Consider the following 18,659-nt stretch of genomic DNA (forward strand, 5'->3'; position numbering starts at 1 on the left):
AATTTTTAGGAGGTCATTGTTATGATACAATGGTGGCAAATTTTACTTCTCACTTTGTACTCAGCTTATCAAATCTGTGATGAGTTGACAATCGTTTCATCTGCAGGTTCCCCTGTATTCGCTGGTTTCATTACCGGTTTGATCATGGGAGATGTGACAACTGGTTTGTTTATCGGTGGTAGCTTGCAGTTGTTCGTTCTTGGGGTTGGTACCTTCGGTGGTGCTTCTCGTATCGACGCAACTTCTGGTGCGGTTCTTGCAACAGCATTCTCTATCTCTCAAGGTATTGATACAGATCTTGCGATTACAACAATCGCTGTACCAGTAGCAGCACTTTTGACATACTTCGACGTTCTTGGACGTATGACAACTACTTTCTTTGCACACCGTATTGATGCTGCGATCGAACGCTTTGACTACAAAGGTATCGAACGCAACTACCTACTTGGTGCGCTTCCATGGGCTCTTTCACGTGCCCTTCCAGTATTCTTCGCTCTTGCTTTTGGTGGTGCTTTCGTACAATCAGTAGTAGACCTTGTTAAAGAATACCAATGGGTTGCAGACGGTTTGACACTTGCAGGTCGTATGCTTCCAGGTCTTGGATTTGCAATCTTGCTTCGTTACCTTCCAGTTAAACGTAACCTTCACTACCTTGCAATGGGATTCGGTTTGACAGCTATGTTGACTGTTCTTTACTCATATGTAACAGGTCTTGGTGGCGCTGTTGCGGGTATCCTTGGTACTCTTCCTGCTGATGTTGCTGAAAAGATTGGCTTTGCTAACAACTTCAAAGGTTTGTCTATGATCGGTATCTCTATCGTAGGTATCTTCCTTGCAGTTGTTCACTTTAAGAACAGCCAAAAAGTAGCTGTAGCAGCACCTTCTACACCATCAGAAAGTGGGGAAATCGAAGATGACGAATTCTAATTACAAACTTACAAAAGAAGATTTTAATCAAATCAACAAACGTAGCTTGTTTACTTTCCAATTAGGTTGGAACTATGAACGTATGCAAGCTTCTGGTTACCTTTACATGATCTTGCCTCAATTGCGTAAAATGTATGGGGATGGAACTCCTGAATTGAAAGAAATGATGAAAGTTCATACTCAATTCTTCAATACTTCACCATTCTTCCACACAATTATCGCTGGTTTTGACCTTGCCATGGAAGAAAAAGATGGTGTGGGTTCAAAAGATGCCGTTAACGGTATCAAGACAGGTTTGATGGGACCATTTGCTCCTCTTGGAGATACAATCTTTGGTTCACTTGTACCTGCTATCATGGGATCTATCGCAGCAACTATGGCTATCGCTGGCCAACCATGGGGTATCTTCCTTTGGATCGCAGTTGCAGTTGCTTATGACATCTTCCGTTGGAAACAATTGGAATTTGCCTACAAAGAAGGGGTTAACCTTATCAACAACATGCAAAGTACTTTGACAGCTTTGATTGACGCTGCATCTGTACTTGGTGTCTTCATGATGGGTGCTCTTGTAGCAACAATGATCAACTTTGAGATTTCTTACAAATTGCCAATCGGTGAAAAGATGATTGACTTCCAAGACATCTTGAACTCAATCTTCCCACGTTTGCTTCCAGCAATCTTTACTGCCTTTATCTTCTGGTTGCTTGGTAAGAAAGGTATGAACTCTACTAAAGCGATCGGTATCATTATCGTTCTTGCAGTAGGTCTTTCATTCATCGGTAAATTCTTGCTTGGAATGGGCGCATAATTTATGAGTAAATCATTAATTTTGGTGAGTCATGGTCGTTTCTGTGAAGAACTTAAAGGTAGCACAGAAATGATCATGGGTCCACAGGACAACATTCATGCAGTGGCCCTTCTTCCAGAAGATGGTCCAGAAGAATTTACTGCAAAATTTGAAGCTGCTATCGAAGGATTGGATGATTTCCTAGTCTTTGCGGACCTTCTCGGTGGTACACCATGTAACGTGGTAAGCCGTTTGATCATGGAAGGTCGCGACATTGAACTCTACGCAGGGATGAATCTTCCAATGGTGATTGAATTTATCAATGCCAGCCTTACAGGTGCAGATGCGGACTACAAGAGCCGTGCTGCAGAAAGCATTGTGAAAGTCAACGACCTGTTAGCGGGCTTCGATGATGACGAAGATGAATAATACTCTTCGAAAATCAAATTCAAACTACGTCAGCGTCGCCTTGCCGTACTCAAGTACAGCCTGCGGCTAGCTTCCTAGTTTGCTCTTTGATTTTCATTGAGTATAAGATGTAACTTAGAGCATCTTATATAGAATATACATGGGAATGGGAGTCACTCCCATTCCCATATTTTCAATAGGAATGAAACAACAATAGATTAGAGGAACTCTATGCTAAATTACACAAAAGAAGAATTACTTGAACTGGGTGCAGAAATCACGACTCGTGAGATCTACCAACAGCCTGATGTATGGAAAGAGGCTTTTGAAGCCTATCAAGCAAAACGGGAAGAAATTGCAGCCTTTTTGCAAGGGATCGCTGATAAGCATGACTATATCAAGGTCATCTTGACGGGTGCTGGTACTTCTGCTTATGTGGGAGATACCTTGGTGCCTTACTTTAAGGAAGTCTATGACGAACGCAAATGGAATTTCAATGCCATTGCGACAACTGATATCGTAGCCAATCCAGAAACCTATCTGAAAAAAGATGTGGCAACTGTCCTTGTATCCTTTGCTCGTAGTGGGAATTCGCCTGAAAGTGTGGCGACGGTTGATTTGGCGAAAGCCTTGGTGGACGACCTTTACCAAGTGACCATTACTTGTGCAGCAGATGGTAAATTGGCTCTTCAAGCTCATGGCGATGACCGCAATCTTTTGCTCTTGCAACCAGCTGCTTCCAATGACGCTGGATTTGCCATGACTTCTAGCTTTACGTCTATGATGCTAACAGCTCTCTTGGTCTTTGATCCTACAGAATTTGCTGTGAAAGCTGAACGTTTTGAAGTTGTGTCTAGCCTTGCCCGCAAAATTCTAGACAATGCAGCAGATGTTAAAGAGCTGGTTGACCTCGACTTTAACCGCGTTATCTACCTGGGTGCAGGTCCTTTCTTTGGACTTGCTCATGAAGCTCAGCTCAAGATTTTGGAATTAACAGCTGGTCAAGTGGCGACCATGTATGAAAGCCCAGTCGGCTTCCGTCACGGTCCAAAATCATTGATCAACGAAGATACCGTTGTTTTGGTCTTTGGTACAACGACAGACTACACTCGCAAGTACGATTTGGACTTGGTTCGTGAAGTGGCTGGTGACCAGATTGCTCGTCGTGTTGTGCTTTTGAGTGATCAAGCCTTTGGTCTCGAAAATGTCAAAGAAGTAGCCCTTGGTTGTGGCGGTGTCTTGAACGATATTTACCGTGTCTTCCCTTACATCGTTTATGCCCAACTCTTTGCCCTATTGACTTCACTCAAGGTAGAAAATAAACCAGATACACCATCTCCTACTGGCACTGTAAATCGTGTGGTACAAGGTGTGATCATTCATGACTATCAAAAATAAGGAAGTGTCTATGAGTAAATTACAATTAAGTCCCAATAAAGTAGCTTGCTTGCAAAAACTCTCTGACGAGAACGGCATTATCTCAGCCCTTGCCTTTGACCAACGTGGTGCTTTGAAACGCCTTATGGCTCAATACCAAACAGAAGAGCCAACAGTGGCTCAAATGGAAGAACTCAAAGTCTTGGTAGCAGATGAATTGACAAAATACGCATCCTCTATGCTTCTAGACCCAGAGTATGGACTTCCAGCTACAAAAGCGCTTGCTCCAAATGCTGGTCTTCTCCTTGCTTATGAGAAAACTGGCTACGACACAACAAGCACCAAACGCTTGCCTGACTGTTTGGATGTTTGGTCTGCCAAACGCATCAAGGAACAAGGCGCTGACGCTGTCAAATTCTTGCTTTACTACGATGTAGACAGTTCTGACGAACTCAACCAAGAAAAACAAGCCTACATCGAACGCATCGGTTCTGAGTGTGTGGCGGAAGATATTCCATTTTTCCTTGAAATCTTGGCTTACGATGAAAAGATTGCGGATGCAGGATCTGCAGAATACGCAAAAGTGAAACCACAGAAGGTTATCGGTGCCATGAAGGTCTTCTCAGACCCACGCTTTAACATTGATGTCTTGAAAGTGGAAGTTCCAGTCAATGTGAAATACGTTGAAGGCTTTGGTGATGGTGAAATCGTTCATACACGTGAAGAAGCAGCAGCCTTCTTCAAAGCGCAAGACGAAGCAACAAATCTTCCTTACATCTACTTAAGTGCGGGTGTATCAGCTAAACTCTTCCAAGAAACACTTGTCTTTGCCCACGAATCAGGCGCAAACTTCAACGGCGTTCTTTGTGGCCGTGCTACATGGGCTGGATCAGTTGAAGCCTACATCAAAGATGGTGAAGCAGCAGCTCGTGAATGGCTACGCACAACTGGATTTGAGAACATTGACGAACTCAACAAGGTTCTTCAAACAACAGCGACTTCATGGAAAGAACGTGTGGAAGCATAAAACAAGTATAGAAGAATCCCTTTTTGTTAAGAAAATACTTAAGGTTTTGTGACAAAGGATTCTGAAAATAAAACTACAACCATAGATGGTGCATACACTCTCTATGGTTTGTTTACTTAAGAGAAATGGATCAAAGGAGAGAAGAATGAAAGCATACACAGAGCGTGTATTTGGAAATCATGAGGGCAAGGATGTCTTGGCCTATTGCTTTGAGACGGACAGTGGCTATCAACTAGAAATCATGACCTATGGTGCGACCATCTTGCGCTATGTCACGCCTGACAAGGCTGGGAATTTTGCCAATGTGATTTTGGGCTTTGATGATTTTGATAGCTATGTAGGCAATAGTCCCAAGCATGGAGCAAGTGTAGGTCCTGTAGCGGGCCGTATTGCAGGTGCGACATTTGAGCTCAATGGCCAGACCTATAATCTTGAAGTCAATAATGCTAGCAACTGTAACCACAGTGGTTCAACAGGTTGGGATTCGAGCTTGTTTGAATTGGTAGAAGTGAGCGACAATGGCTTGACTCTCTACACCGAGCGTACAGACGGGACAGGAGGATTTCCTGGTAATCTTAAGATTTGGATTATCTACCACTTGGAAGAAACTGGTGCTTACGAAGTCGGCTATAAGGTGACGACAGATCAGGATACGCTGGTCAATCCAACTAATCACAGCTACTTCAACTTGTCTGGTGATTTCACGCAGACAATTGACCGCCATGTCTTTCAGCTAAATACGGAGGGCATTTACCCAATCGCTCCGGACGGTGTTCCGGCTAAGACTCCAGATGCTAATCGTGATGTGGTTAAACACATCTACAATGGAGCTTTGTTGAAGGACATCTTTGAAGAGGAAGATGAGCAAATCCAGTTGGTATCTGGTTTGGATCACCCATTTGCTCTTCCTGCAGGTCATGACAATGCTGGTTTCCTTTATGACCAAAACTCAGGTCGTTTCCTGCTGTTCAAGACAGAGGCCCCTTGCTTTGTGGTCTACACAGCAAACTTTGTGGATGAGAGTGTGCTCATAGCTGGTCAGCCAATGGTACAGCACAATGGGATTGCCCTTGAAGCGCAAGCTTTACCAGATGCCATTCACAGTGACCTCAAAGACCAAGTCATTCTCAAAGCAGGTCAAACCTTCACCAGCAAAACTCGCTACGAGCTTGTTGTAAAATAAAAAGAAGAGCTGGTTTCCAGCTCTTTTGAGTTGTCTTCATTGACATTTTATCTCAATAGTGTATAATTGATGTAATTAATAAAGTTACAACAAATAAAAGGAGACACCCTATGACTTATGCATACCAAAGCCACATTTACCTAGCAGAGGCGGTTTTAAATGTCAAGGACTTGACGAGTCAAACGGCTTTTTATCATCAGATTATTGGCTTGGAGATTTTATCCCAAACAGAGACAGAAGCGATTTTGGGACTTGGTCGAAAAGCCTTGGCAGATGTCTTGAAACACCTAAGTGATTTGCGGATTCCTCTGGTTGGGGGTGCAGATCATGGATACAGTGAAGCCCTTTATCTAGAGGATTTGGAAGGAAATGGCATTGAACTCTACCGTGATAAGCCAGTGTCTTCATGGGATATTCGAGAAGACGGCCGCATTATCGGTGTGACCGAGGCTCTTGCGGCACAGGACATCTATGAATTAGGGGAAAAGGTAGATCCCTTTATCCTAGCTGAAGGGACGAGAATGGGGCATATCCATCTATCGGTTAAGGATAGCCACGCGGCGAGCCGGTTTTATCAAAAGGTGTTAGGACTAGAAGATAAATTTAGCATTCCTAGTGCTAGTTGGATAGCAGCTGGTCAGTACCATCACCACCTGGCTGTCAACAAATGGGCTGGAAAAGGGCTAGCTCCGCGTGAGAAAGGCTTGCCAGGCTTGGCCTACTACGTCCTTGAGGTCGAAAGCAAGGAAGAGCTCCTAGACATCGTTCAGCAAGCGCAAGAGCTGGAAGCACCAATCAAGTGGCTAAATTCGAGTGAGTTGGATTTGGTAGACCCAGACGGGATTGTGACTCGCATTCGCTTGGCACGATGAGACGAGGAAAACACGTCATTTATTTTAGAGACATAGGAAAAGGCGGATAAGCTCGTATTCTGTTTTTAGAATGCGAACTTGTTCGCTTTTTTATGAAATGACGAAACCTTTCTTGGATCTAGCAAAGATATCTGCCGGGGATATTTTCCCTTTTCTGGGGGTTCATGCTATAATACTAATAAACTTTTCTTTCTCTAGGAAGGCAAACGCCAAAAATCGGCTAGACTGCTGGCAATCGTAGTCACGATGCTTTTAAGAGAAAGTAGAACTTTGTTTGAAGATCCGTATTGAGTTTAGGAGACGGGAAATAAGATGGACACAAGTGTAAAAAATTTAATCAGTATGGGCCCTCTGGAGGACTCTTTTATCTATTACGATCTGAAGAATCAAGTATTCTACGGTGTAAAACAAGGCATGAATTATTCAGCTATTGCAGCCCCTATTGCAATCTATTCCTTGCAACGGCTGTCAAAGTTGCTCAACCAAACCTTTGGAGATGTCTCATCCCCTCTTAATCTAATCTTCTTTATCTTGATGTCGCTGTTTTTAGTTTTTGGGACCATTCTCCTTGCCAAGTCTACCCGACGTAACATGAAGACAGATAGATTCAGAAAAGTCCGGCTGACAAAAGCCAATATCAAAACACTTAGGAGAAAATCTAGATGGACTGTCCTAGTTGAGATTTTTTGTTTCCTCATGATTGTGTTTTCCATCTATCGCTATTTTAGCTACTCCGATTTTCAGTTCTTGATTATTTATATGTTAGGGATATTTTCGCTTGTTTATATGATCTATGAATTTCGGATGAAAACACGCAAACGACTGTTCAAGGAGCTGATGGAGACATTACAGGACGGTAGCCGAGGGAAAGAGGGCGAATTATAAGATGAGAAAAATAATTTTTATTGGACAGAGCGGTGATAAGGCCGTTTACTATAACACGCGAACAAGAGAGGCCTTAGTAGCGAGTAAAAGTGCCCTCTTAAATACAGAAGGTGCAAGGAAGTCTAATAGGGCCATTATTCCTTTGATGTTTGCTTTTGTTTTTTTGGGTATTATCGGAGGATTAGTAGCTATACCTGCATTTTCAGGTTTTCGATACAACAGCGGAATGACAAAGTTTTTCATTACTGGATTAATGTTTGTGTTTTTTGGTAGCATGTGGATGTTAGAGATTGCTCTATATAAAAACGTTAAATATGTTCGAGGAGCCACTAAACAACAATTTGTAGAGGCGGTAGATTCGAACTTGTTTTGGGAAAATTTCGACGCCAAAAAGGCTTCGATAGGAAAGTTTTTGGCCTTTTTAGCTGTTATTCTGTTATTGCTTTTTGCAACGGTAATAACATTCATTGCTTTTATTCCAGGTATTATTGATTCATTTGAAAGGAAAGCTCCATTTGAATTGCAGATAATAACTTCGCCCTTAATAGGAATACTACCAGCAGTTTTTTATCTTTTCTTATTCCAAAACAATCCTATCCGCTGGCTCTTAGCTGTGCGAAAGTATGAACAAGGGAAAGTGATATTTGCAGAAGAAGAGGAGAAACAATAGGTTTCATACTTATGCTATTGAGACCTTATTTGGTTCATGGGTAGGAACAGTGGTTGATGATGTTTTATCAACGACCTATGATAAAAATTGAAGTTTCTGATTATAGTGATTAGTGGGAACTGTGGTGATTTTATATGAGAAAAATAATTTTTATTGGACAGAGCGGTGATAAGGCCGTTTACTATAATACGCGAACAAAAGAGGCTCTTGTAGCAGATAAGAGTGCCTTGTTAAATACAGAAGGGGCTAGGAGATCGAATAGGGGGATTGCTCCTTTAATTGCTATATTCTCTTTGTTAGGTTTACTCGGAGGATTTGTTGCAATACCAATTTTCTCAGGCCTTCGTTATAATAGTGGGATGGTTCCTATTTTTATTCTTTGTCTTTCCTTTATCCTATTTGGATTTATATGGATGATGGAAGTCGCCTTATATAAAGGAGTGAAACGAGTCCAAGGAGCAACAAAGAAAGAGTTTAAAGAAGCAGTTTATTCAAATTTGTTTTGGGAAAATTTTAGTGAGAAAAAAGCGACGTTTGCGAAAATGTTGGCTTTTATGATTGTCATGCTACTAGTTTTTATGACTACTATAGTAATATTTGCTGCTGCAATTCCGGGCACTATTGACTCATTCAATAAGCAAGAGGCATTTGATATACAAATCTTTTTCTCGCCTTTAGCAGGTCTCTTTCCTGCCTTGTTGTACCTTTTCTTATTCCAAAACAATCCAATCCGCTGGCTCTTAGCTGTGCGAAAGTATGAACAGGGGAAAGTAATATTTAGGGAAGAAATAGAAAAGAGGGGATGATAATGTCACAAGAGAGATATTTGCAGATCAAAAAAGAGCATCAAGTTCGTAAGTTTGTGGGGCGTTTCCTCTTCATTCTTCTTGCTATACTCGATGTTCTACTGGTATCAAGTCATTCCAATTATGTCCCGCTTGTAACGGTGGCTATGGTAACGATTGTGCCTTTTAATCATTTTCTACTTGCTCCTCTTAGGAGACAGAAAAAAGCCATAGAAAAAGAGCATCCAGAATGGAAAATACTTAGTATGAAGGGAGTAAAGGTTCCCTCGGCTGAAGCCAATAAAAGAACCTTGGCTGGTATTGGGATCTTGATGGCCTTGCTGTTGTCTTTTGGGCTATTCTATAAACCTGTGAAACAGCCGAACGACCAAGTAAACAAGCCGCCTAAGCTTGATTCTAAAGCGCCTGAAACGTCCAAGTCTTCAGAGTCTGAGTCGTCCAGCTCTTCTAAGACCAAAGAATCCAGTTCCTCAGAGTCGAAATCCTCGTCTTCGACTGAACAAAGTTCTAAAACCGAAAGTTCAGGAACAAAACCGTCAAAAAGCGAATCCAATAATCCTTATTACCAGATTCCAGGACTTACTGACGAACAGGTGAGAGATATCATATCAAAATCGGTGAAAGATTTGAGAGAAAAACAGTCAAAAGAAAAATCCGAAGAGTAGACTCGAGGGCATCGATGTCCTTTCTGGATGAGTTAGTTTTGAGATTTTACTGTATAAAATAACAGGAGGAGTTCATATGAATAAAGAAGTAATTGGTTTGATAGTTGGGACAATCGTCATCTTCCTATCTTTTGTATTTGTGTGTGGGACCTTTCTCTATCTCTATCTTCGAGATCAGAAGTTGGTCCGCCTTGCCAAGTCATCCGTTCCTGGAACGGTTATCGGCTATAGCCGTTTTCGTGAGGGGTATCCACCTATCGTCGAATACACGGTGGATGGGATTGCTTATAAGAAAACCTTGCAGTATTTTATGTTTAAAACGGTCACAATTCCGTGGGGGACTACTAAATTTTTAAAGGACTATACAAGAGAAGATATGCTAGCGACTTCGATCACTCGCTACAGCAACTCCTTTGTTTCCTTCAAACGCTTGATGCAGACCCATTTCCCCCTTCATTCGGAGCTGACAGTCTGGTATGATCCAGACAAGCCGACCAGGGCCTATGTCGAACGTTACAGCGGAATGGACAGGTTTTACAAGTGGTTTGGTATCGGATTTGGGCTGGCTCTAGTTATAGTCTATGGGATAGTGATCCTAGCCTTTTTGTCCAATTTGTCCAAGATATACGCATAAAGGTCAGTTGGTTGAAAGGAAACGTGACTTCCCATCGAGCTTCAAGGAGGACAGATTTTCTTTTCCATTTCCATGCTTATCAATCTTTTCTATCTGATACAGAGGAGAGGTTGCCTCCTACAAATACAGACAGGAAGTGAATTTTGACAAAGCCCCTTATTCGAGATATAATGAAGAAAAAGTGACCAAGGATAAATCAATGACAAACTCAAAGTACATCACACGCCTGAAACGTTCAGAGGGCCAGTTGCGTGGGATTCAAAAGATGATTGAAGAAGATCGTGACTGTGCAGATATTGTTACGCAGTTGACAGCAGTGAAATCTAGCGTTGAGCGCGTGATTGAGATGATCATTACTGAAAATCTCACTGACTGTATCAACCAACCACTAGACGACCCCGAGGCTCAAAAGGAACGCCTAGAAAAGGCTATCCGATACCTGATTAAACGGAAATAAACTAATTTGCTATTTATAAACAATGCAGACAAAGGCATTTAAGTCTATTTCGATAAAGAAATCATGTCGGCCAAACGGATGAGTTCCCCCAATACCAATGAGCAACCTCTTTTTAGATACCGTCAATGTGCTTCGTTTTATAGAAGCGACGGGTTACGAGCTCTATATCATTGGGGTGCAGAAATGAAAAAACCGATTAAGTTTCTTAATCGGTTTTTTCATTATTCTACTTGACCGGGCCAAGCATTCATACCACCTTCTACATTGATAACGGTAAGGCCTTGGGTGCTTAGAAATTCACAAGCAGATGCGGAACGGACTCCACCTTGACAGATGACATGGTATTCCTGGTCAGGTTTGAGTTCTTTGTAACCTTGCTCCAAGGTACTTAACGGAAGATTTTTGGCTCCTGGTGCATGTCCTGCTTGGAATTCATGCACTTCACGTACATCGATAAGGTTTAGATTTTCATTTAGGTATTTTTCATAAAAGTCAGTCATGCTGATACTCGTTTCCATATTCGACTCCTTCTGGATTAGCCATTTTATATTGTGAATAAGCGCCATCAAGGTTTTGGACGGTAAATCCTGCCACTAGAGGATACGCTCTGTGATATAGCTGCGCAAAACACTGTGGCAGCTAAGGATGTAGGGCTGGTTCTTGTCCGATTCATCCAAGTTCTCCCATAGTTCGATGGTATCGACCTTGGGTCGCCCCCTGAAATTCGCCACTTGTCCGTATATATAGGGATTTTTACCCTTAGTCAGATCGTCTTCGAGCGGACACCATTGGATATTATCGCTCAGACCTTCGATAAGGTTCAAGGCTGCGTAGCCCATTTGATGCTTCTAGATGACCTTGCCTGTCCAAGCGCTCATACCGCCTCGTACATTGATGACATCGTAACCATTTTTCTTAAGTTTTTTCGCAGCTAGTTTACTTCGTACACCAGAGTGACAAATGACATAAAGTGTTTCTTTTGTCGCAGGTGTGTAAGAACCGATTTCCGTTAAAGGAACATTTTTGGCATTTTTGATATGACCTCTCCGGAATTCCATAGGCGTCCGAACATCCAGTAGCTGAATCGGTTCTCTGAGTTTAGCTTCTAACTCGCTGGTAGAAATACTGTCAATTTTTGTAAATAAGTGAAACATAGGTACCTCCTAATATACCCTTATGGGGTATATTAAACCATGAAGTCAAGCTTTTGTCAAGCAAGTTGTTTTAACTTGGGAGGGGATTGGTTTTGAGAGTTTAGAAAGCAGGCTATTCTTGACCTTTCAAAGGCTTTTTGATATGATGAGTCCAAAGTAAGTGTGAGGTGATAAGATGGCTAGCGAATACCAGAAAATGATAGCAGGGGAGCCTTACCGTCCGTCGGACCCAGAGTTGCGTGCCTTGGCACAAGCTTCTCGCCAAAAACAGGCTGCCTTTAACAAGGAAGAAGATCCCTTGAAGGGATCCGAAATCATCAAGACTTGGTTTGGCTCAACTGGGCAAAATCTTTATATCAATCCACGCTTGGTGGTCGATTATGGAGTCAATATCCATCTAGGGGAAAATTTTTATTCTAATTGGAACTTGACCATGCTGGATGTTTGCCCGATTCGCATCGGGAACAACGCCATGCTTGGCCCCAACTGTCAGTTTTTAACCCCACTCCATCCACTGGATCCGGATGAACGCAATTCAGGGGTCGAATACGGCAAGCCCATCACCATTGGAGATAATTTCTGGGCTGGAGGTGGCGTCATTGTCCTTCCTGGAGTGACACTGGGAAATAACGTCGTTGCAGGAGCGGGGGCCGTGATTACCAAGTCCTTCGGAGATAATGTCGTCCTAGCTGGGAATCCTGCGCGTGTCATCAAGGAAATCCCAGTAAAAGAAAACTAAAAAGAACAGCTTGGGCTGTTCTTTTTATAATCTTTATCTTAGTCTTATAGATTTTTCTTCTTTTTAGCTTTCTTGGTCAAGGAAACATCGCACTGAGATATCTTGCTTGTCAGGTAGCTCGTCAGTTGAAAGTCGTCTACTTGAGGATGGAGATCGACTTCGTAGACGGTTTGCAAGGATTCACCAGAGTTGCTGGTATCTACTGAGACAAGGTCAGACTCGGTGCAAAATTGATCCAGCGCGACCTGGATAGTATCTAGGCGGTCTTCTTTATTGGGAAGTGTGATGGTTAAGAGTCGACGACGTTGGTGATTGCTCTTGCTCTGTTGTTTTTCCAAAAGGAGCCAAATGCCCAGGATAAAGACTGTGAAGAGAACGGCTAAGAAAAGATAGCCTGTCCCTGCCGCCAGACCGATGATCATAGCTAGAAAGATAGCGATTAGCTCTCGAGAGCCACTCGTTGCAGAACGGAAACGAATGAGACTAAAGGTTCCTGCCACTGCAATCGACGTTCCGAGACTGCCATTGACGAGGAAGATGACCAGCGTCATCAAACAAGGTAAAAGGGTCAAACTGATGACAAATTCCCGTGTGTAAAGAGTCCGTTGCTTGTAGGCCCAGCTGAGTGCTAGTCCTAGAAAAAGACTGACGACAAGGGCGAGTAGGAGTTGGAGGGGGTCAGCAGTGGCGGTTGCGTCGTTGAAAATAGAGTTAAAAAGGTTAGACATAAGCATTACCTACACTTTCTCCGATAGGTTGTGGGGCATAGGCTAGCCCTTGTGATTTATGGTAGGCGCAGGAGTATTTTGAGAATTTTTGCTCTACCAGACCATACTTATCAAGGATATCCTCTAGCCATTGAGGTTTATCACCAGGCGCCTTGATTTCCATGATGACCAGTTCGTCTTCTATGAGAGGCAAGCCTTCCTTGTCAGCAAATAGGCAGACCTGTTTATCACGATAGGTCAGGTTTTGGTCAAGAGTGACACGAATTTTCTGGTAGGGGAATCCTGGGATTTTCTTTTTTTCTTTTAGTGAAAAACGGTCATAAGAAATATAGATACGCGGTTTGAGAGCCTCGCTGTAGCGTTGGCGTAACTTTTGAACCTCTGCTACCATAAAGCTATCTTTGATCAGGTCTTCTCCCCAACCTTTGGTGATGAGTTGGGTGATGGTATCGGACTGGGATAGGACGCGGTGCTTGTGACCGATACCGGAATCGTCTTTGGACTTGATTTCTAGAAAGACGGGGCTGTCAGCGCTTGGCTGTGCGAGATAGGTCCGCATACGGATTTTTTCCTTCTTATGCTGATCCTGCAAGGAGTCTTGGATGAGTTGAAAATCTTCTGTATCAAAGTCGATATTGGAAATGGTCGAAGTCGGATAGTCGTCCTCGACGAGGTAGTCTTTCAAATCTTCTATTAAATCCTGTAGGTCTGTTTTAGAGACCAGGTACTTGGTTTCGATCCGTTCAAAGCTTGTTTCTAGGGGTTTCATAAGCAATTTCTCCTTTAGATAAATCATAGATTAAACAAGGTAAACTTGCTTGGAACAAGTCTAGAGGACATTTCTAAAAGTTTTATTAAGCGAAACTTAAGTGAAACTGAATTTAAGGAAACTTTCAGAAAAGTTTTAGTTTTGTTTCAGGAATCTTCTGTAGACTGTCTAGCTATATCATACGAAGGAGAGGAAAAAGGTATGAAATCAAAAAAATGGACCCTACTCGCAACGAGTTTAACGGCAATGGTGCTGATGGCAGCATGTGTCCAGTCAACAACTACATCCAATACCAATGCAACGACAAATAGTGCCACAACAACTGCAACAAAGACAAACCAATCATCCTATTTTACAGAGAAGGACAATGATACTTCTTATGACGAAAGCACAGCTTCTAAGATTGAGCTATCTGGCTCATCAGCAAACGTCTCTGGAGATGGGGTGACAGTCTCTGAATCAACAGTGACAATCACAAAATCTGGAACCTATGTAATTTCAGGTCAGTCTGACGGAGTGCAGATCAAGATTGAGGCAGATAAGTCTGCAGATGTTCATCTAGTCCTAAAAGGTGCGACCATGACCAATACCAATGCAGCGATATCTGCGACATCAGCTGGTCATGTCTACTTGACTCTAGCAGAGGGAACTACCAACAGTCTCTCTGACTCAAGCTCTAACAGCGATGAAAAGGCTGACGCAGCTCTCTTTTCTAAGGTGGATTTGACCATTAACGGGAAAGGAACTCTCAATGTAGATGGCAAGAAGAACAATGGTATCAAGGCCAATGACACTCTCCACATCACGGGTGGAATCTATAACATCACAGCAGTTGGCGATGCCTTTAATGTCAATGATGAACTCAACATCACTGGTACGACCATGACTATCGATGCCAAGGAAGATGGCGTAAAGGTGGACAATGACGAGGATACTTCAGTCGGAACCATGTACCTATCCAACAACAACATCACCGTCACAGCAGGAGATGATGGCATCCACGCTTCTGGAGACCTGGTTATCGATAGTGGTACCTACACCGTCAAGAATTCGGCAGAAGGACTTGAAGGTAAGTCAATCACTATCAACGGTGGGGACATTAGCATCTATTCGACAGATGATGGAGTCAACGCAGCTAATAAAAACGCCCAACAGAGTGAAATCTTCTTCACCATGAACGGTGGGAACCTGACAGTAGAAGTCGGTCAAGGAGATACAGATCCAATCGACTCGAACGGCAATATCACAGTCACAGGTGGAACCATTAAAATGACTGGTCAAACAGGTTTTGACTTTGATGGAACTGCGACCTACACAGGTGGAGATATCTATCTCAACGGTGAAAAACAAACGGAAATTGTCAACTCTATGCCTGGTGGCGGAGGACCAAATGGAGGCCCTCAAGGCGAAGGTCCAGCCCCTGGCGGACAAGGATAAAAAGAATCTCCTTTCTCGAAAGAGAAGGGAGAGTTTTTGTGCTTGAGAGATGGATTGTAGCTAAAATAACTTCCAATCAGGACTTGAGAACTTCTTGGTTCGGGTTATATAAAAATGCGTGAAATGGATTTCCATTGCTAAGGTTATTAGAGTTGCGATAGCAATGACGATGGTTGGATTGGCTGAGAAAAGTAGAGGAAGAATAGGCCTTTAAAAAGTGGGCAGGAAAGACCATTTCGGAGTATAGAGAGGAAGTTCAAAAACATTTTTAGAAATAAGACATGTGCATTATAAACATCAGATACGAATCTGGTGTTTTATTTTTTTAAAGAATTTAACTCTTTCTCTTGACAAGTGAGTGATTACTCACTACAATAGGTTTATATTTAGCAAGTGAGTAATCACTCACCAAGGAGGAAGTAAATGAAAACATTACTACATTTACAAGATTTAGTAAAATCTTTTGACCATCAAATAGTTCTGAATCATGTCAGCTTTGAATTGCAGCCAGGAGAAATTATAGGCTTAATTGGTCCGTCTGGTGCTGGTAAATCAACTATGATTAAGACTACGTTAGGAATGGAAAAGGCTGATGGAGGCGTAGCTTTAGTGTTAAATCACACTATGCCCAATCGCTATATTTTAGGAGATATTGGCTATATGGCCCAATCAGATGCTTTATACGAGACCTTGTCAGGCCAAGAAAATCTGGAATTTTTTGGTCAGCTAAAGGGGCTTTCTAAAAAAGACCTGAAGGCGGAAATTGCTTATATAGCTCAAGTAGTAGATCTGACAGACTACTTAAACAAGGCGGTATCTGGTTATTCTGGAGGAATGAAACGGCGTTTGTCACTGGCTATCGCGCTTTTAGGAAATCCTCAACTCTTGATTTTGGACGAACCGACAGTTGGAATCGACCCTTCTCTTCGAAAGAAAATCTGGAAAGAATTATTCGCGCTTAGAGACAATGGGGTTGGGATATTAGTTACTACCCATGTTATGGATGAAGCAGAGTTGACGGATAAGGTCGGCTTATTATTAGGCGGAAAAATCATTGCTTTTGATACACCGCAACACTTAAAAGAAAGTTATCAAGTTTCAAGTATTGAAGAAGTATTTTTAAAAGCAGAAGGTGAGTAAAATGAGAACAATAGCGATTGCAAAAAAGGTCATCAAAGAATTACTTCGTGACAAACGAACTCTAGCCCTGATGTTTATAGCACCTGTTTTTATCATGTGGTTGATGAACCTCATGTTTTCAGCTAGTACAACCGTGAATGTCAAGTTAGCAACACAGGATCTACCAACTGGTTTGGTAACGAAAATGGATGAGCTCGATCATGTGGACGTCGAGACTTATCAAGACTTAGATCAAGCCAAAGAAGCGCTAGCAAATGAAAAAGTCGATGCTGTGATTTCTTATAAAAACGGTGAGTACCAGGTCGACTACGCAAACACAGACGCCTCCAAAACATCTATGATACGACAAGTGTTACGAACGAGTATCGCCAGTGAAGGCACCGATCAGTTAGTATCTCGTGTTAAACAAGCTCTTCCACAATTGGACTCGGACGCAAAAACACCAGAAATCAAGGAGTCTTACCAGTATGGAGATGAAAATACAAGCTTCTTTACCAGTATGATTCCGGTTTTGATAGGTTTTGTAGTTTTCTTCTTTGTCTTTTTGATTTCAGGTATGGCGCTTTTGAAAGAGCGCACCAGTGGAACACTAGAACGTTTGTTAGCAACACCAGTGAAACGATCTGAAATTGTCTATGGCTATATGTTGTCTTACGGTATTATTGCGATTTTTCAAACGGCAGTTGTCGTTTTAGCAGCAATTTGGCTACTAGATGTAGAAGTTGTAGGAAGTATTTTAAATGTTATAATAGTTAATGTGGTACTGGCTCTTGTAGCACTAGCTTTTGGAATTCTCTTGTCTACTCTAGCAAAATCAGAATTCCAAATGATGCAATTTATTCCTCTCGTGATTATGCCCCAACTTTTTTTCTCAGGGATTATTCCATTGTCATCCATGGGAGAATGGGCTCCAACTGTGGGGAAATTTTTGCCATTAACCTATTCTGGTGATGCAATAAGCCAGATTATTCTTTACGGACACAATCTTGGTGATATTTTGCCAAATCTTGGTGTTTTAATGGTTTTCTTGATCATTTTAACAATTCTTAATATTGTTGGATTGCGTCGTTATCGTAAAGTTTAGAAATCAACATAAATAATGCTAAAAAGGTGTGAAGATTAGATGGATAAGACTGTTTTTGAATCGTTTGAAGATTATTTAGAAGAAGCGAATTACCCTCAAGGAAAGAAAAAAATCATGCAGGCAGCAGTGGATCTCATATCAACCAGGAGTTACCATGGGACCTCAACTCTTCACATAGCTGAGCGTGCTGGACTAAGCCAGGCAACTTTGTTTAAGTATTTTAAGACGAAGGATGATTTACTGACGGCTATTTTACATCCTGTAGTCCCAGGCATTTTCGGTAGTTTTTTTGAGGAACTCTTAGCTTTTGAAACGACAGAAGAGAGGGTTCGTTATCTCGTCCATGATCGTATGAGCTATCTCAAAAAAAATCGTGCTTTGATGAAAATCATTCTGCAGGAGAGTTTTTCAAATAAAAAACTAAAAAATGAACAGATTTTTATCTGGAATGCTATTCAAGATAAACTTCGAGTGCTTCATAAGGAATTGCTAGCAGATCCACGTGTAAATCCAGAGTTAACGATTCCTCAAATGGTTCGTATTTGTGTTGGCCCGTTGTTGGCTTACTTCGCTCAGCTTTATATCGTTAGTGACAACGGAGAAATAAAGGAAGAAGATCTAGACTTATTAGAAAAACAGATTTTAGGTGGTTTATGGAAATAAGGGAGTTCTAGAAGAACTAAGGTTTATTTACTTAACTTTAAAACAAGCTAAAAAAGACATGTTCTGCTTATTTCAGATTCATGTCTTTTTGTTGTTGAATTTGGTATTTATAACTCCTCAATCACTTTACTAAAACAGAAACCGACCTCTCCAGCAGTGCAACGATTTCTTAAATGTATGGAAGAGGAGATTTCTGGCTTGCTAAAGTCAACTCCTTGACACTCCGTCAGCTTTTGATACAATAGTA

Annotated in this window: 22 protein-coding genes and 2 pseudogenes; 18 read left to right on the top strand and 6 right to left on the bottom strand. The window is 41.9% G+C overall.

Going from position 1 to position 18,659, the window contains the following annotated elements; genetic code table 11:
- The first annotated feature begins 21 nt into the window (after positions 1-21).
- The 13 genes from B7723_RS00885 to B7723_RS00950 all read left to right on the top strand — a co-directional run bounded on the left by B7723_RS00885 (position 22) and on the right by B7723_RS00950 (position 10,698).
- Positions 22-927, top strand: coding sequence for a PTS mannose/fructose/sorbose/N-acetylgalactosamine transporter subunit IIC (locus B7723_RS00885; RefSeq protein ID WP_000616991.1), 906 nt, complete (start codon positions 22-24; stop codon positions 925-927).
- The gene (locus B7723_RS00890) at positions 914-1,735 is read left to right on the top strand and encodes a PTS system mannose/fructose/sorbose family transporter subunit IID (RefSeq protein WP_000185287.1); all 822 of its coding nucleotides are present in this window, start codon (positions 914-916) and stop codon (positions 1,733-1,735) included. The genes B7723_RS00885 and B7723_RS00890 overlap by 14 nt, the downstream gene beginning before the upstream one ends.
- 3 nt (positions 1,736-1,738) lie before the next feature.
- Complete coding sequence (locus B7723_RS00895) at positions 1,739-2,143, top strand: PTS sugar transporter subunit IIA (RefSeq protein WP_000045700.1); 405 nt, start codon at positions 1,739-1,741, stop codon at positions 2,141-2,143.
- 210 nt (positions 2,144-2,353) lie between these two features.
- The gene (locus tag B7723_RS00905) at positions 2,354-3,520 is read left to right on the top strand and encodes an SIS domain-containing protein (RefSeq protein WP_084849073.1); all 1,167 of its coding nucleotides are present in this window, start codon (positions 2,354-2,356) and stop codon (positions 3,518-3,520) included.
- 10 nt (positions 3,521-3,530) lie between these two features.
- Positions 3,531-4,526: a tagatose-bisphosphate aldolase gene (gene lacD, locus B7723_RS00910; protein WP_084849116.1), complete on the top strand. Its 996-nt coding sequence runs from the start codon at positions 3,531-3,533 to the stop codon at positions 4,524-4,526.
- A 145-nt stretch (positions 4,527-4,671) separates the two neighbouring features.
- Entirely contained in the window at positions 4,672-5,709 is a 1,038-nt protein-coding gene (locus tag B7723_RS00915) for an aldose epimerase family protein (RefSeq protein WP_084849074.1), read from the top strand.
- Positions 5,710-5,819: 110 nt separating this feature from the next.
- Complete coding sequence (locus B7723_RS00920) at positions 5,820-6,581, top strand: VOC family protein (RefSeq protein ID WP_084849075.1); 762 nt, start codon at positions 5,820-5,822, stop codon at positions 6,579-6,581.
- Positions 6,582-6,893: 312 nt separating this feature from the next.
- A complete protein-coding gene (locus tag B7723_RS00925; protein WP_084849076.1) occupies positions 6,894-7,466 on the top strand; it encodes a hypothetical protein in 573 nt (190 codons plus the stop codon).
- Between the two features lies 1 nt (position 7,467).
- Complete coding sequence (locus B7723_RS00930; RefSeq protein ID WP_084849077.1) at positions 7,468-8,136, top strand: hypothetical protein; 669 nt, start codon at positions 7,468-7,470, stop codon at positions 8,134-8,136.
- A gap of 134 nt (positions 8,137-8,270) precedes the next feature.
- Complete coding sequence (locus B7723_RS00935; RefSeq protein ID WP_084849078.1) at positions 8,271-8,942, top strand: hypothetical protein; 672 nt, start codon at positions 8,271-8,273, stop codon at positions 8,940-8,942.
- A gap of 2 nt (positions 8,943-8,944) precedes the next feature.
- Entirely contained in the window at positions 8,945-9,607 is a 663-nt protein-coding gene (locus B7723_RS00940; protein WP_193432018.1) for a hypothetical protein, read from the top strand.
- A gap of 76 nt (positions 9,608-9,683) precedes the next feature.
- A complete protein-coding gene (locus B7723_RS00945) occupies positions 9,684-10,241 on the top strand; it encodes a DUF3592 domain-containing protein (RefSeq protein ID WP_084849080.1) in 558 nt (185 codons plus the stop codon).
- Between the two features lie 199 nt (positions 10,242-10,440).
- Positions 10,441-10,698 carry a metal-sensitive transcriptional regulator gene (locus tag B7723_RS00950; protein ID WP_002880547.1) on the top strand — a complete coding sequence of 86 codons (258 nt, stop codon included), beginning with the start codon at positions 10,441-10,443 and terminating at the stop codon, positions 10,696-10,698.
- A gap of 221 nt (positions 10,699-10,919) precedes the next feature.
- Here the strand turns inward: B7723_RS00950 and B7723_RS00955 are convergent, their stop codons facing one another.
- From B7723_RS00955 to B7723_RS00960, 3 genes and pseudogenes are all read right to left on the bottom strand, one after another.
- Positions 10,920-11,216 carry a rhodanese-like domain-containing protein gene (locus B7723_RS00955; RefSeq protein WP_084849081.1) on the bottom strand — a complete coding sequence of 99 codons (297 nt, stop codon included), beginning with the start codon at positions 11,214-11,216 and terminating at the stop codon, positions 10,920-10,922.
- Positions 11,191-11,543: pseudogene (locus B7723_RS10505) on the bottom strand (rhodanese-like domain-containing protein); the annotation flags it as partial. The pseudogene B7723_RS10505 and the gene B7723_RS00955, both read right to left, overlap by 26 nt.
- A gap of 3 nt (positions 11,544-11,546) precedes the next feature.
- Complete coding sequence (locus B7723_RS00960; protein ID WP_000468861.1) at positions 11,547-11,852, bottom strand: rhodanese-like domain-containing protein; 306 nt, start codon at positions 11,850-11,852, stop codon at positions 11,547-11,549.
- Between the two features lie 175 nt (positions 11,853-12,027).
- Here B7723_RS00960 and B7723_RS00965 point away from each other — a divergent pair, with 175 nt between their 5' ends.
- Positions 12,028-12,591: a sugar O-acetyltransferase gene (locus B7723_RS00965; protein ID WP_084849082.1), complete on the top strand. Its 564-nt coding sequence runs from the start codon at positions 12,028-12,030 to the stop codon at positions 12,589-12,591.
- A 44-nt stretch (positions 12,592-12,635) separates the two neighbouring features.
- On the opposite strand, the gene B7723_RS00970 is transcribed toward B7723_RS00965, so the two are convergent.
- Together B7723_RS00970 and B7723_RS00975 are read right to left on the bottom strand one after the other, a co-directional pair.
- Positions 12,636-13,319, bottom strand: a complete 684-nt coding sequence (locus B7723_RS00970) for a DUF4956 domain-containing protein (RefSeq protein WP_084849083.1) — start codon at positions 13,317-13,319, stop codon at positions 12,636-12,638.
- Positions 13,312-14,088, bottom strand: coding sequence for a polyphosphate polymerase domain-containing protein (locus tag B7723_RS00975; RefSeq protein WP_193431849.1), 777 nt, complete (start codon positions 14,086-14,088; stop codon positions 13,312-13,314). Before B7723_RS00975 ends, B7723_RS00970 begins: the two co-directional genes overlap by 8 nt.
- A 201-nt stretch (positions 14,089-14,289) precedes the next feature.
- On the opposite strand from B7723_RS00975, the gene B7723_RS00980 reads away from it, so the two are divergent.
- Positions 14,290-15,525 (top strand): carbohydrate-binding domain-containing protein, encoded by a 1,236-nt coding sequence (locus B7723_RS00980; RefSeq protein WP_084849117.1) that lies wholly within the window; start codon positions 14,290-14,292, stop codon positions 15,523-15,525.
- 60 nt (positions 15,526-15,585) lie between these two features.
- Here B7723_RS00980 and B7723_RS10780 read toward each other — a convergent pair.
- A pseudogene (locus tag B7723_RS10780) lies at positions 15,586-15,720 on the bottom strand (low temperature requirement protein A); the annotation flags it as partial.
- A gap of 228 nt (positions 15,721-15,948) precedes the next feature.
- On the opposite strand from B7723_RS10780, the gene B7723_RS00985 reads away from it, so the two are divergent.
- From B7723_RS00985 to B7723_RS00995, 3 genes are read left to right on the top strand one after another with little or no spacing between them, the layout of a single operon-like run.
- Positions 15,949-16,665: an ABC transporter ATP-binding protein gene (locus tag B7723_RS00985; RefSeq protein ID WP_000854376.1), complete on the top strand. Its 717-nt coding sequence runs from the start codon at positions 15,949-15,951 to the stop codon at positions 16,663-16,665.
- A gap of 1 nt (position 16,666) precedes the next feature.
- A complete protein-coding gene (locus B7723_RS00990) occupies positions 16,667-17,749 on the top strand; it encodes an ABC transporter permease (RefSeq protein WP_084849085.1) in 1,083 nt (360 codons plus the stop codon).
- Between the two features lie 39 nt (positions 17,750-17,788).
- Positions 17,789-18,412, top strand: a complete 624-nt coding sequence (locus B7723_RS00995; RefSeq protein WP_000361924.1) for a TetR/AcrR family transcriptional regulator — start codon at positions 17,789-17,791, stop codon at positions 18,410-18,412.
- The last annotated feature ends 247 nt before the right edge of the window (positions 18,413-18,659 follow it).

It is taken from the genome of Streptococcus oralis subsp. oralis (assembly GCF_002096435.1).
Lineage (GTDB): Bacteria > Bacillota > Bacilli > Lactobacillales > Streptococcaceae > Streptococcus > Streptococcus oralis_AA.